We start from the raw sequence: 14,633 nt of genomic DNA, 5'->3' as shown, positions 1-14,633 counted from the left end.
GTTAGGTTCTTAACATTAAATTTGCAATCTAAATACAATTAAACAACTAATTCTTAACATTGTAAAGCAAACACAAATGAAAAAATTATTCTACATTAATCTATTTGTTTTTTTTATTTCTATTACATCATTTTCTCAAAATTCAGTTGAAACGCAATTGAATAATAAAGATTTCGTTGAAATAAAAAAAGAGGAACCATCAAAGAAAAAATGGTTTGATTTAATTAATATTAGAGGTTATGCACAAGTTAGATATAATAAATTATTAGAAACAAATTCTAATTTAGGTTGTGAGCAATGTGATAAATCTTGGGGAGGAAATAATAGTTTTTTTATAAGACGTGGAAGGATTATTTTTTCAGGACAAATACATGATAATGTTTATATATATATTCAACCAGATTTTGCATCATCTGCAAGTACTACAAACCATATTTTTCAAATAAGAGATGCTTATTTTGATTTATCATTAGATAAAGATAGAGAATATCGTTTTAGAATTGGACAAAGTAAAGTTCCATTCGGTTTTGAAAACATGCAATCTTCACAAAATCGATTATCATTAGATAGAAATGATGGATTAAATAGTGCTGTTTCAAATGAAAGGGATTTGGGTGTGTTTTTCTATTGGGCAACCAAACAAAAAAGAGAGCTGTTTAAGAAATTAGTTGATGATGGTTTAAAAGGTAGTGGCGATTATGGTTTACTTGGAATAGGTATTTATAATGGACAAACAGCTAATTCAATTGAGAGAAACAACAATCAACATGTTGTAGCTAGATTTACCTATCCAATTGAGTTTGATAACGGACAAATTTTTGAAGCCGGTATTCAAGCGTACAATGGTAAATATGTTGTAAATACTTTAACTACTGGTACTGCAAAAGCAAAATTAGAAAATAACAATCCTGAATTTTTGGATCAAAGAGCAGCAGCTTCTTTTATTCTCTACCCACAACCTTTTGGGTTTCAAGCAGAGTATAACATTGGTCGTGGTCCAAGATATAACCCAGCTTCCAATACTATTGAAAATAGCCACCTTGAAGGAGGGTATGTATTGTTAAATGCAAAAACAAAAATTAAAAATAATATTGTATTTCCATTTTTGAAATATCATTATTATAATGGAGGTAAAAAGCACGAATTAGACGCAAGAAGTTATAAAGTAAATGATTTAGAGATTGGCATAGAATGGCAACCTTTTAAAAGTTTTGAATTAGTTGCAGATTATACAATCTCTTCTAGAAGGTATGAAGACGCTGTTTTATCGGATAACAAACAAACTGGAAGTTTATTGCGATTGCAAGCACAATTTAATTTTTAATAAAAAACGCCGATTTTCAAAATAGAGAATCGGCTTTTTTTTTGTTTCATCATTTGTTAAAATTAACATAAAATTTTTAGCATTAAAGTAACATAAATGTATATTTAGAGTCTTATAAAATAACTAACCAAAAAAATAGTATTATGATGAAAAAATCAATACAAATTTTATTTTGCTTTTTGCTTTTAAGCACCTTTGAAAGTGTCGCTCAAAAGAAAGACCAGAAAAGCAAAAATGCACCTGCAGCTCCACCAGCAGCAGACGCAAAAAAACCAGATGCAAAAAAAGAACCAAAACCTTACAAAAAAGTAATTGATTCTACAGCGGTTACTCAAAAAGGTTTAATTGACGTTCATAAAGTAGCGGACAAATATTTATTTGAAATTTCTGAATCATTAATCGGAAAAGAAATAATGACGATAACCCGATATTCTAAAACACCAGCTGGTGGTGGAATTTTTGGAGGTGAAGAAATTAATAGACAAGTGGTTCGTTTTGAAAAAGGAATGAACAACACCATTTTATTACGCTCTATTACTTATGTAATTATGACCCCAGATGAGGACAAACCAATTACTAAGTCAGTAAAAAATTCAAGTGCCGATCCAATCATCGGTATTTATGATGTTCTAGCGTATAAAAAAGACGAGTCAGGGAAAAATAATGTTGCTAGCGTTATTGATATGACTCCGGCTTTCGATTCTGATTTACAAACGTTTTCTTTGAATTCAATTAACAAGCAAATGTTAAGCATTCAGGCGTTTCAAAAAGACAAATCGTTTATTCAATTTGTAAAAAGTTTTCCAATCAATACAGAAATTAGAACTACCAAAACGTTTACAACTGTAGCGCCTCAAATTTCAAGAACGCCAATGCCTAAAATTGGTGTTGATTTTCCAGCCGCTCTTGATGCGGGTGTAGTTACTATGGAATTAAATACATCGTTTATTCTATTACCAGAAAACCCAATGCGTAAAAGAACATTCGATAAAAGAGTGGGGTATTTTGCCAATGGATACGATGTTTTTGAAGAAGATTCTCAAAAAGCAGATACAGATGTTTTTGCTGTAAGATGGCGTTTAGAACCAAAAAATGAAGAAGATGCTCAAAAACAAAAAAATGGCGAATTAATTGAACCAAAGAAACCAATTGTTTATTATTTAGATCCTGCAACACCAGATAAATGGAAACCATTCATCAAGCAAGGAATAGATGATTGGCAAGCTGCATTTGAATTTGCAGGTTGGAAAAATGCCATTCGTGGAGAATATTGGCCAGAAAATGATCCAACAATGAGTTTAGAGGATGCCCGTTTTTCTGTATTGAGATATTTTGCAGCCGAAATTCAAAATGCATACGGACCTAATGTACATGACCCAAGAACAGGTGAAATTATGGAAAGTCATATTGGTTGGTACCATAATATTATGAGTTTATTACGTGATTGGTATTTAATTCAAACAGCTGCGGTAGATCCAAATGCAAGACATAAAAAATTAGACGACAAATTAATGGGCGAATTAATTCGTTTTGTGGCAGCTCACGAAGTAGGTCACACACTTGGATTACGTCATAATATGGGAGCAAGTAATGCTACTCCAGTAGAAATGTTAAGAAATCCAGAGTTCCAAAAGAAAAACGGACATACTTCTTCTATTATGGATTATGCACGTTTTAATTATGTAGCACAACCAGAAGATAATGTAAAAGATTTGTTTCCAAGAATTGGAGATTATGACAAATGGGCAATTAAATGGGGTTATTCTTATTTTAAAGATGCTGCCGATGAAAAAGTGGAAAAAGCATTGTTAAATGAAATGACTAAAGACGCTTATAAAAACAGAAGACTATGGTTTGGTACGGAAACCAATCCTTACGATCCACGTTATCAAACAGAAGATTTAGGAGATAATTCTATGAAAGCGTCTGCTTATGGAATTAAAAATTTGAAAAGAATTTTACCTAATCTAACAGAATGGAGCAAAGAAAACGGCGAAGATTATTCAGAATTAGAAGGATTGTATAATTCGTTAGTTGGACAGTTTAGAAGATATATGGGGCACGTAACTAAAAACGTAGGTGGGGTGTATGAAAATCCAAAAACTTATGATATGGCAGGAAATGCATACGAAGTTACACCATCTGCTATTCAAAATGAAGCAGTTGCATTCTTAAACGAGCAATTGTTTAAAACACCAACTTGGTTATTAAATCAAGATATTATTTCTAAAATAAAAGGCGATGTTGGTGTGGATGCCATTAAAAGTATGCAAGATGCAACACTTTCAAGTTTATTATCAAATGATAGATTGGTTCGATTAATTGAAACTTCATCGTTAAACAAAGCTAATTATTCAGTTGATGAATTAATTTCAGATTTAAGAAGAGGTATTTTCTCAGAATTAAAATCGAATGCTGCTATTGATATGTACAGAAGAAATCTTCAAAAAGTATTTGTAAGTAGAGTTATTGATGTTGCCTTAGCTGATAAAACGGCTAATGGAAATTTTGATGGAAAAAGAATTAGTGTTTTAGATACCGATATTCCTTCTATTGCTAAAGGACAATTGGTGGAATTGAAAGCACAATTGAAAAAAGCAAGTGCTGTTTCAACAGATCGTTTAACTAAATTTCACTTAAATGATTTGGTTGCGCGTATTGAAAATGCTATGAAACCAAAGCAATAAATTTCGACCTGTTAAACTTTTAAACTCGACCTGTCGAGTTGTTTAATTCGACCTGTTAAGTTTTACAACTCGACAGGTCGAATTTTTTTATCTAATTTGTTAGTCTTCTTTTTGTCCCATCATCATTAAATAGGCTTTTAAAAACCCATCAATTTCACCGTTTAAGACGGCTTCAGAATCGGAAGTTTCAAATCCGGAACGCACATCTTTAATTAGTTTATACGGATGTAAAACGTAATTTCTAATTTGCGAACCCCATTCAATTTTCATCTTACCGGCTTCAATATCATCACGTTGTGCCAATTGTTTCTTCAACTCAATTTCGTATAATTGCGATTTTAACATTTGTAGCGCACGCGACCTGTTGTCGTGTTGCGAACGCGTTTCGGAACATTGAATCTGAATTCCAGAAGGTTTATGATATAATTGAACTTTGGTCTCTACTTTATTTACATTTTGCCCACCAGCACCACTAGAACGGGCTGTTGTAATTTCAATATCTGCAGGATTGATTTCAATTTCAATGGTATCATCAACCAAAGGATATACATACACCGAAGCAAATGATGTATGTCGCTTAGCATTACTATCAAAAGGTGAAATTCGTACCAAACGATGCACGCCATTTTCTCCTTTTAAATACCCGAAAGCAAAATCACCTTCAATTTCTAATGTTACGGTTTTTATACCGGCAGCATCGCCTTCTTGATAATTTAATTCTTTTACTTTATACCCTTGTTTTTCAGCCCACATTAAGTACATTCGCATCATCATGCTTGCCCAATCGCAACTTTCTGTTCCTCCAGCACCTGCGGTAATTTGAAGTATAGCACTTAAATTATCACCTTCTTCCGAAAGCATATTTCTAAATTCTAAATCTTCAATATGGGTAATTGTTTTTTCAAAAATAGCATCTAATTCTTCTTCCGAAACGGCGTCTTCTTTATAAAAATCATACGTCAGTTGTAATTCTTCAGCTAAATCTTCACAATGCGTATAGTCGTCTACCCATTTCTTCTTCGAACGCAAATTTCGTACTATAATTTCTGCCTGTTTGGCATTGTTCCAAAAGTCGGGAGCAAAGGTTTTTTCTTCTTCGTTAGATATTTCTACAAGCTTGGCATCAACGTCAAAGATACCTCCTTAACGCACCAAGGCGATTAATAATGTCTTTAATTTGTTCGGTATTTACCATTTTATTTGTAATTTTACAGAACAAAAATAGACTATTTATACGATTTATGGAAATTAATTTATTCAGCGATACGGTTACCAAACCCACTCCAGAAATGTTGCAATTTATGTTTAATGCAAAAGTGGGTGATGATGTTTTTAAACAAGATCCGACAGTTAATGAATTGGAAGCGTCTTTAGCTGATTTATTTGGTAAAGAAGCCGCTTTGTTTTTCCCTTCCGGAACGATGGCAAATCAAACTGCTATAAAATTACACACCAATCCGGGTGACGAATTAATTTGCGATAAATGGGGACACGTATTTTTATACGAAGCGGGTGGAGTAGCCTTTAATAGTGGTGTTTCGTGTAATTTAATTGATGGAAATCGAGGTATGATTACGGCGGAGCAAGTAGAAAAAGCAATAAACGATCCTGAGTTTTATCACGCACCAATGACTAAGTTAGTTTGTGTAGAAAACACAACAAATAAAGGCGGCGGCGCTTGTTATGATATAGAAGAATTAAAGAAAATAAAAGAAGTTTGCACGAAACATAATTTGAAATTTCATTTAGATGGCGCCCGACTTTGGAACGCTTTAGTAGCTAAAAAGCAACATCCAAAACTGTATGGCGAATTGTTTGATACCATCTCAGTATGTTTATCTAAAGGATTAGGCGCACCTGTTGGCTCGGTTTTGTTAGGCACAAAAGAAGATATGAAACGCGCGCTTCGAATTCGTAAAATATTTGGAGGCGGTATGCGTCAAGCAGGTTATTTAGCAGCAGCTGGGATGTATGCGTTACAAAATAACATTACTCGCTTAGAAGAAGACCATAAAAAAGCTAAAGAATTAGGAAGTGTTTTAGCAACGCTGCCTTTTATTTATAAAGTAGAACCTATTGAAACCAATATTGTTATTTTTAAACTAAAAAGTGATGTCAATGAAACGCAATTTATTGATAAACTTAAAGAGAAAAACATCAATATCAGCAATATGGGACAGGGTAAATTACGAATGGTTACTCATTTGGATTACAAACAAGTAATGCACGATTATGTGATGGAAACGTTGAGTAAAATTAGTTTTTGATTAAACACATAGGAACATAGTTTTATTCTAAAATCATTTGACTTAGGTTTACATAGCTATGTTTTCTTAATAATAAAACACTAAAAAACATCTATGTTCCTATGTGTTTATTTTATTTCTCAATTTCCAAAGCAAAACAATTTTTTCCCTTTTTTGTTATCAAGAACGAATGTGTAGTATGATGAATTTCAATCGCATCATCATAATTTAATTCTTGTAAGTAATTTAAGTTTAATGCTTTAATTGTATTATTTAATACCATTTCTACGTTTGCAACATCTAAACACCATTCTAAATATTTGACATTGTTGGCGTGATTTACAATATCAATATCCGATAAAAGAATTTTTCTTCCGTTTTTCTGTGTAAATACTTCTGGAATAGTTATTTTCTGAATGGGTTGTGCAATACTATCGGTATCATATTTTTCAAAATGCGTATGGGGTAACGCTAAATTATCTGGTCGTCTGGTAGTAGTATTTATTACCACCCAAAAAGTTTCGCAACCTATTAGTTTTTCTTCATTCAAATACATTTCTAAACAACGAATGGAGCGCGAATTTTCTAATGTTTTAATCCAAGTTTTTATGGTAATAACATCTTTCCATTTTGGTAATTTTGATATTTCAATTCGCATTCTACTTAACACCCAAGCTTGCTGATGTTGTTGCATGTCTAAATAGCTTATTCCACCCAAGTCGGCATGAATACCGGCAACTATTTGAAATAAATTACAAATTTCGGTATGTTTTAAAAATCCGTTAGAGTAGCAATGTTGAAAACCAATTTCAAAATTTTGTTTGTATATAGAAGTAAAGTTAGATGAAATCGGCATAATTAATTAAATTCAAATCCAAGAGTTAGTTGAATAGCATTTGAATTCCCAAAATATTTCTGGTCAGTATCATTTGCATTTAATCTATTAAAATATTTTATGAAGTTAATACCAAAATAGGCTGTATAGGTAGAATTAAAATTATAATCTAAATAGGATCCAATTTTAATTTCATTACCGTTTTGTTTTGCAATAGTTTTTCGTTCTTCATTTTTAAATTTAATATTTGCTGCTGCAAATTGTATAAATGGAACTATTGAAAATTTAGTGTTTAATGTTATATTTTGCGAAGCTTCTACAAAATAGCAATGTTTCTTCATGTATTCAAAATTACCAATTACATCTTTATTTTTTAAGTTGAATTGATTGTATTCATATCCAAATGATAAATTGGTTTGATAAACTTTAATAAATGTGAAATTAGAACTAAAACCTACGCCACCACTAAAATCTTTGGCAAAAAAATTATTTCCAAAATAAATGGGTGAGTTGATACCAAGTCTTAAACTAGGTTCTAAATTAATAATTTTAGTTTCTTTTTTAATTTGTGAAAAGGATGAAACTGAAAATAATACAAGTACAATTATTTTTTTCATTAGTAAGTTATAATATGATTTAATGTATTATTAGCAATACTCAAATTTTCAATAAAATTTTGTTTTGAATTATTATTTAAGTCTTTAATTGTATACTTTAATGTGAAATTTTGATTTTTCTTTAAAGAATAGTTAAAAGTTGGATAATATACTTCAGGTGTTGAAAAGTCAATAACGCTCTTGTATTTTAATGCGACAACTTCAATTTTATCAATAATTTTATTTGAATTTACTTGATTTGGAGTAATATTAAAGTCAGCTAAATCTTCTAATTTAAACATGGTGATTGTACCAAAATCAAAATTATTATTTTGAATTGTATCAGCGGTTATATTAATAATGTCATATGATAGATATGAAGAACTATTTATGTGTATTGCAAAAGTAGAAACTGGTTTAAACATTTTTAATTGCACCCTGCCATTTTCATCTGATTTTTTATTATACACATCATCATCGACATTATACACTACATATGAGTTAAAATCAGAGCTAATACTGGTTTCTATATTTGGTGTGGGTGTCGCGTTTTTATCTTCAAATTTAAAAGAAATATTTATTATGGTTTCTCCATCATAAGGAATTCCGCACGAAGACAACATAAAAACCAATAAGATTACTATTTTTTTCATTTAGTTTTTATTTCAAAATTAAGTAAAATCATATTTCGTTACATTATTCTTTTGTTAATTTTTCAATATACTTTGCAATAGTGTCTTTATTTGTAAGGTAATCAAACCAAACAGCATTTTCAGTACGCTTAAACCAAGTCATTTGACGTTTTGCAAATCGGCGTGTATTTTGTTTGATTTGTGCTGCAGCGAATTCAAGTGTGCATTTCCCTTCAAAATAATCAAATAATTCTCTGTATCCAACGGTTTGTAAGGCATTTCGATTCTTATGAGGAAGTAACTGCTTAACTTCTTCCACCAAACCTGCTTCAAACATTAGTTCGACACGTTGGTTAATTCGGTCGTACATAATTTCTCTATCCGATTCTAAACCAATGATAATAGGAGTGAAGTTACGTTTGCTGTTTCTTTTTCCAATAAAACCAGAATAGGGTAAACCGCTTCCAATACAAACCTCTACAAAACGTTTCATACGTTGCGGATTTTGTAAGGTTTGTGGATTTTCTTTTCCCAGTTTATTATAATAATTGGGATCTAATTCTTGTAATTTATGCTGTAAAAATTCAATACCTAATGCATCAAATTTAGAATTTATTTCTGTACGAACACCATCCTCAATATCTGGAAATTCATCAAAACCTTTTAAAACGGCATCTACATACAAACCAGAACCGCCCACCATAATTTGGATATTATTTTTTGCGAAAAGTTCATCTAATTTTTCAAGCGCTTCTATTTCAAAATCTCCTACGGAATAGTTGTCAAAAATCGATTTATTTTGAATAAAATGATGAGGTGCTGAAGCCAATTCATCTTCTGAAGGAACAGCAGTTCCAATATACATTTCTTTAAAAAATTGCCGACTATCGCACGAAATGATTTCGCAACCAAAATGTTGTGCCAAAGCAATACTCAAGGAAGTCTTTCCTATAGCTGTTGGTCCGATAATAGTAATGAGATAGTTCAATTTTTTAAAAATATTTTATCTAAACATATCCATTCCTGGAATACTTGGCATCCCTGACTGGGCTACAGCTGCCATTTCGGCTTCGTTTACATTAGTAGCTTTTGTAATGGCTTTATTTAAAACGGTAATCAAATAATCTTCTAACATTTCTTTATCTTGAAGTAATTCATCGGAAATTTTGAAGTTTTTAATTTCTCTGTTGGCTGTTAAAGTTACTTGTAATAAACCGTCGTTACTTTGTTCGTCCACTAAAACGCTGTTTAATCGGGTTTTAGTTTCTTCCATTTTTTGTTGGGTTTCTTTTAATTTACCCATCATTCCCATTAAGTCCATTTTGTATTTGTTTAAATTTTAATTTTAATTTCTTCTTTTATTACAATTCCTTTATAAACGTACAACGTTTCTTATGATATTTTGGATCAAAATTTTTCCATAAATTATGAATCGCGTGGTTGTCTTCTAATTCTGGAGTTCGCATACAATTTTCTACACCTATTTTCTTAAAACTGATGTGGTTTTCATTAAACAAAATTGCGGTAACGCCTTTACTTTGGTATTCGGGTAATACACCAATTAAATAAAACACAGCAGTTTTACATTTGTTTTTTGCTTTTAATAAATGTAAGAATCCTGTTGGAAATAGTTTTCCTTTTGATTTTTGTAGTGCTTCAGCAAAATCGGGCATTACTATACTAAATGCTACCATTTTACCTTCTTTGTCCATCACAAATTTTATAAATTCAGGATTAATAAACGAAATGTATTTCTTTTTAAAATAGGCAATTTGAATATCGTTAATGGGTACAAACGATTGCAAAGAGGCATAACTACCATTGAATAATGTAAACATTTTGTCTACATACGGCATAATGTCTTTGGTTTTTGTAAAATTCAGATGGGTTAAATCGTATCTTTTTTCAATCATATCCGCCACGCGTTGAAAATTTGTAGCATCAATGTTTGAAAAAGGAAACTTACTTTCTAAATATACTTTTTCTTTCACAAAGCCCAATTGCTCAAAATGGGTCGCATAATAAGGAAAATTATACCACGTAATCATTAAACCTCTTTCTTCAAAACCATCAATTAAACAGCCTACTTTGTCCAAATTTGAAAACCCCATAGGACCTTCAATATTATCTAAATGATGTTCCTTTCCAAAAGCAATTACTTTATCTAAAAGTGCTTTCGTAACTTCAATATCATCAATAACATCAAACCAACCAAATCGCACTTTCTTTTTGCCTAAAATGTTCACTTCATCCCAATTGATAATCGCAACCACACGACCAACAATTTTATTGTTTTTGTAAGCCAAATAAAAATGAGTATCGGCGGTTTTAAAAACGGGATTTTTGGTTTTATCAAAGCTATCTAATTCTTCTTGAATTATTGGTGGCACCCAATACTTGTTGTCTTTGTACAACTCAAAAGGAAATTTAATAAATTCCTTCAATTCTTTTTTCGAGAAAATTTCTTTTACTTCTATCATTAGTCTACACCGTCTTTTCTTTTGTTTTTGGCTGCCTTTTTATCCATTTTCTTATCCATTTTACTTCTTGTGCCAGGTTTGTCCATTTTTACTTCTTTGTAATTTTTAGTAAAACGCCAAGTGAAACCAACTCCACCATAAAATATTCCTGGCGTGTTTTTTATGCTGGTACCAATGGAAGCATCAAATTGCATATCTTTTTTATGCAAATAAGCAGCGCCTAATCTGAAAATGCCATCACTATAATATTTGCCATTGTATCCTTGATTCTCAAGAAAAACGGACAAATTTTGATTGATTCCGTGCGTTACGGTTAAAATATAATCGATACTGGCAAAATCTGTACCTATTTTGTTGTAAATTAAGTTGGTTACTAAAACCGTTCTGTCCCCAAAATGATTTTGAGCAATAGCCATAACTTTAGGACTAAATTTTGCTTCAACTATTGAAGTATTCGCAAACAAATTATTTTCAGAAAAATTTAAATTGGCACCTGCATAAGCAGAGAACGCAGGAATAAATTGTTTCCATTTGAAACGATGATTGGCTTTCCAACTGTATATACTTGGTTTTTCAGGACCATTTTTAAAAGGGTCATAAATTAAATATTTTGCACCAAAAGTAGTTTGTCGTAACGCACTTCTGCTTGAAGTAACATCGTATTGAACATACGAATCTTTTTGATATTGAAGTTCAGCTATAAGTTCTAATTCTTCTTTAAATAATCCCCAACGTAACGCTAAATCGGCAAAATATCCTTTAGCGCTATAGTTTAATTTATCGTGGTTTTCAGTAATGTAATTTACACCTGTTTCTGTTTGAATGACACTTTTACCAACAGAAAACGCCATCATAGATTTTCCAGGACGGTTAGAGTTTACTTCGTCCGTATATTGTGCATTCGCAATTGACGTTAGCAATATGGTTGCTATACAAACAACTTTTGTAGGAAATTTCATAAAGATATATTTAAAACCCAAATGTAAATATTTTATCATAATTTTAAGTATTAGATTTGATATATTCCTTATTTTTGACAAAAAAAATACAATTATGGATACAGCAAGTGTGCCGGGATTTATTAGAACCATATTCTATATCATTTTGTTTTATTATTTATTTAAGTTCGCCATGCGATTGCTAGCACCCTATTTGATGCAAAAAGTGGCGAAAAAAGCAGAAGAACATATTAAAAAGCAGTTTGAACAACAGCAACAAAACTATCAATCCACATCGGAAAACAAACAAGAAGTTCCCAAAAAAGAAAAAAAAGTAGTTGGTGATTATATCGATTATGAAGAAGTTGAATAATTTTCTCCGTCATGGCGGAGATTTTTTTATTTTTGTAGGATATTAATTTTAAGAAGTAAGATGAAGAAATTAGAAAAATTTGCACCCCATATATATGCCATTTTTGGTTTTATAGTAATTGCTATTATTTATTTTTATCCGGTGTTGGCTGGAAAACAAATAATGCAATCGGATATTGCACAATATACCGGAATGGCAAAGGAACAAAACGACTTTAGAAATGAATTTCATGAAGAGCCGTATTGGACAAATAGTGCTTTTGGTGGTATGCCAACGTATCAATTAGGTGCAAAATATCCTCATAATTACATTAAAAGTTTAGACAGTGCATTACGATTTTTACCTCGCCCTGCCGATTATTTATTTTTATATTTCTTAGGTTTTTATTTGTTATTAATGAGTTTAAAAATCAAACCGTTACAAGCCTTTTTTGGTGCTTTAGCTTTTGGTTTTTCTACGTATTTGATTATTATTTTAGGAGTAGGGCATAATGCAAAAGCGCATGCGATTGCTTATATTCCTATGGTTTTAGCTGGAATTATCTTTGTTTTTAGTAGACGATATTTGATTGGTGGAATTGTAACGATGCTTGCTGCTGGATTAGAAATTCAGGCGAATCACTTCCAAATGACGTATTACTTCTTGTTCTTATTTGCTTTTGTAATTGGATTTTATATTTACGAATTTGTTAAAGAAAAAGATTTCAAACATTTATATAAATCATTCGCAATTTTAGGTTTAGGCGCTATTTTGGCTATTGGTGCCAATGCAACAAATTTATTAGCCACTGCCGAATACGCTAAGTATTCAACCAGAAGTAATAGTAATTTAACGTTTGATGAAAACGGCAAAAAGAAAACCGATACGAATGCCATGAGTTACGACTATATTACGCAATATAGTTACGGTGTGGCCGAAAGTTTAAACTTAATTGCCCCTAAGTTATTTGGGGGATCAAACGCAGAAGATTTGGGCGATACCTCTTCTATGTATCAATTTATTGTAGGACAAAATGTTCCTGAAACGGAAGCTAGAGATTTGGTAAAACATATGCCAACGTATTGGGGCGATCAACCAATTGTTGCTGCACCAGCATATATTGGAATTGTGGTATTTTTCTTAGCTATTTTGGCACTGTTTTTAGAAAAACGAAAAATCAAATATGCTTTAGCTGGTGCTGTCGTACTATCCTTATTGCTTTCATATGGTAAAAATCTTTCTGTAGTTACAGACTTCTTTATTAATTATATCCCAATGTATAATAAATTTAGAGCCGTTTCTTCTATTCAAGTGATTTTAGAATTATGTATGCCTGTGTTAGCTATTTTAGGTTTGTCGGCATTTTTAAATGCTGATGAAGCTGAACGAAAAAAACCTTTATTATATTCAGTAGGGATTGTTGGTGGTATTTTAATCGTATTGTTTTTAGGAAATGGTATGTTTGATTTTACTTGCGAAAACGATAAAATGTACGCCCAACAATACGGTCCTGAATTTATGAAAGTCTTAAAAGAAGACAGAGCGAATATGTATATGTCTACTATATATCGTTCATTAGGATTTTTAGCAGTAGCATTTGGAATATTATTTTTCTATACGAAAAAAACGTTTTCACACTTAACTACAGTTATATTGATTGGATTCGTAATGGTGTTAGATTTATTTGTAGTTGCGAAAAACTACGTTAAAGCCGATGATTTTGTTTCGAAAAGTCAAATAGAACGACCATTTGGCGAACCTACTGAAGCGGATGCAATTATATTAGAAGACACCACTCATTTTAGAGTTTTTGATGTGGATGGAAATATGAACAGTGCAAGAACGTCTTTTTATCATCAATCTATTGGAGGATATCACGCGGCCAAACCAAAGAAAATGCAAGAACTATTCGATTATCAAATTGCAAAAAACAATTTTGAAGTCTTGAATATGTTAAATGTGAAATATATTTTAAAAACCAATGAAGAAGGCAATCAACAATCGTTAGAAAATCCGAATGCGAATGGAAGTGCTTGGTTTGTGTCAAAAGTGAAAGTGGTAAATTCTGCAGATGAAGAAATGAAAGCTTTGGATAAGTTGAAAACGAATGATGAAGCTACTTTTAAGAAACCAGCTTTAACTAAAGGTGTTTTTAATTTTGAAACGGGTAAAGATTCCACTTCAACTATTGAACTGATGTCATACAAACCAAATCATTTAAAATACGTTTCAAATAACTCTAAAAATGGTTTTGGTGTATTTTCTGAAATGTATTACGAAAAAGGATGGAAGGCTACTATAGACGGAAAAGATGCTGAAATTATAAATGTAAATTATGTGTTACGTGGTTTGCAAATTCCAGCAGGAAAACATACCATTGAATTTAAATTTGAACCAGAAGTAGTAAAAACAGGAAGTACAATTGCTTTGATATCCACTCTTTTAATGATTTTCGCTATAGGATTAGGGATTTTTTATTGGAGAAAACAAAATAATAAATTGGCTGAGATAAAATAAATTCATATAAACCTGACAGGTATATA

General features: G+C 31.4%; 13 protein-coding genes. 5 read left to right on the top strand and 8 right to left on the bottom strand.

What is annotated here, in order from left to right; translation table 11 throughout:
- Positions 1-76 precede the first annotated feature (76 nt).
- On the top strand, positions 77-1,324 hold the full coding sequence (locus tag ACIQZ1_RS03720; protein ID WP_396159192.1) for a porin: 1,248 nt from the start codon (positions 77-79) through the stop codon (positions 1,322-1,324).
- Positions 1,325-1,467: 143 nt separating this feature from the next.
- Positions 1,468-4,011, top strand: a complete 2,544-nt coding sequence (locus ACIQZ1_RS03715; RefSeq protein ID WP_396159190.1) for a zinc-dependent metalloprotease — start codon at positions 1,468-1,470, stop codon at positions 4,009-4,011.
- 99 nt (positions 4,012-4,110) lie between these two features.
- On the opposite strand, the gene prfB is transcribed toward ACIQZ1_RS03715, so the two are convergent.
- Positions 4,111-5,206, bottom strand: a protein-coding gene (gene prfB / locus ACIQZ1_RS03710) for a peptide chain release factor 2 (protein WP_396159188.1) whose coding sequence is annotated in 2 segments (ribosomal slippage) — positions 4,111-5,142 and positions 5,144-5,206 — 1,095 coding nt in all. Because the reading frame shifts where the segments join, the coding sequence is not laid out codon by codon here.
- Positions 5,207-5,252: 46 nt separating this feature from the next.
- On the opposite strand from prfB, the gene ACIQZ1_RS03705 reads away from it, so the two are divergent.
- A complete protein-coding gene (locus tag ACIQZ1_RS03705; RefSeq protein ID WP_396159186.1) occupies positions 5,253-6,278 on the top strand; it encodes a threonine aldolase family protein in 1,026 nt (341 codons plus the stop codon).
- Positions 6,279-6,390: 112 nt separating this feature from the next.
- On the opposite strand, the gene ACIQZ1_RS03700 is transcribed toward ACIQZ1_RS03705, so the two are convergent.
- Genes ACIQZ1_RS03700 through ACIQZ1_RS03670 form a run of 7 tightly spaced genes read right to left on the bottom strand, consistent with a single transcriptional unit; the run spans position 6,391 to position 11,759 of the window.
- Positions 6,391-7,113, bottom strand: a complete 723-nt coding sequence (locus tag ACIQZ1_RS03700) for an acyl-[acyl-carrier-protein] thioesterase (protein ID WP_396159184.1) — start codon at positions 7,111-7,113, stop codon at positions 6,391-6,393.
- Between the two features lie 2 nt (positions 7,114-7,115).
- Entirely contained in the window at positions 7,116-7,709 is a 594-nt protein-coding gene (locus tag ACIQZ1_RS03695; RefSeq protein ID WP_396159182.1) for a hypothetical protein, read from the bottom strand.
- A complete protein-coding gene (locus tag ACIQZ1_RS03690) occupies positions 7,709-8,341 on the bottom strand; it encodes a hypothetical protein (protein WP_396159180.1) in 633 nt (210 codons plus the stop codon). The genes ACIQZ1_RS03695 and ACIQZ1_RS03690 overlap by 1 nt, the downstream gene beginning before the upstream one ends.
- A 43-nt stretch (positions 8,342-8,384) precedes the next feature.
- Positions 8,385-9,308: a tRNA (adenosine(37)-N6)-dimethylallyltransferase MiaA gene (gene miaA / locus ACIQZ1_RS03685; RefSeq protein ID WP_396159178.1), complete on the bottom strand. Its 924-nt coding sequence runs from the start codon at positions 9,306-9,308 to the stop codon at positions 8,385-8,387.
- Positions 9,309-9,323: 15 nt separating this feature from the next.
- Positions 9,324-9,641, bottom strand: a complete 318-nt coding sequence (locus ACIQZ1_RS03680) for a YbaB/EbfC family nucleoid-associated protein (RefSeq protein WP_396159176.1) — start codon at positions 9,639-9,641, stop codon at positions 9,324-9,326.
- Positions 9,642-9,681: 40 nt separating this feature from the next.
- On the bottom strand, positions 9,682-10,800 hold the full coding sequence (locus ACIQZ1_RS03675; RefSeq protein ID WP_396159174.1) for a GTP cyclohydrolase: 1,119 nt from the start codon (positions 10,798-10,800) through the stop codon (positions 9,682-9,684).
- Complete coding sequence (locus ACIQZ1_RS03670) at positions 10,800-11,759, bottom strand: transporter (protein ID WP_396159172.1); 960 nt, start codon at positions 11,757-11,759, stop codon at positions 10,800-10,802. Before ACIQZ1_RS03670 ends, ACIQZ1_RS03675 begins: the two co-directional genes overlap by 1 nt.
- 94 nt (positions 11,760-11,853) lie before the next feature.
- Between ACIQZ1_RS03670 and ACIQZ1_RS03665 the strand changes: the two genes are divergently transcribed.
- Positions 11,854-12,111, top strand: coding sequence for a DUF4834 domain-containing protein (locus ACIQZ1_RS03665; protein ID WP_353148097.1), 258 nt, complete (start codon positions 11,854-11,856; stop codon positions 12,109-12,111).
- Between the two features lie 60 nt (positions 12,112-12,171).
- Positions 12,172-14,607: a YfhO family protein gene (locus ACIQZ1_RS03660; RefSeq protein ID WP_396159170.1), complete on the top strand. Its 2,436-nt coding sequence runs from the start codon at positions 12,172-12,174 to the stop codon at positions 14,605-14,607.
- Positions 14,608-14,633 lie beyond the last annotated feature (26 nt).

Origin of the sequence: Flavobacterium sp., assembly GCF_044341185.1 — a bacterium.
Taxonomy (GTDB): Bacteria; Bacteroidota; Bacteroidia; order Flavobacteriales; family Flavobacteriaceae; genus Flavobacterium.
Note: the sequence above shows the minus strand (reverse complement) of the source record. Positions and strands in the feature narration are given on the sequence as shown.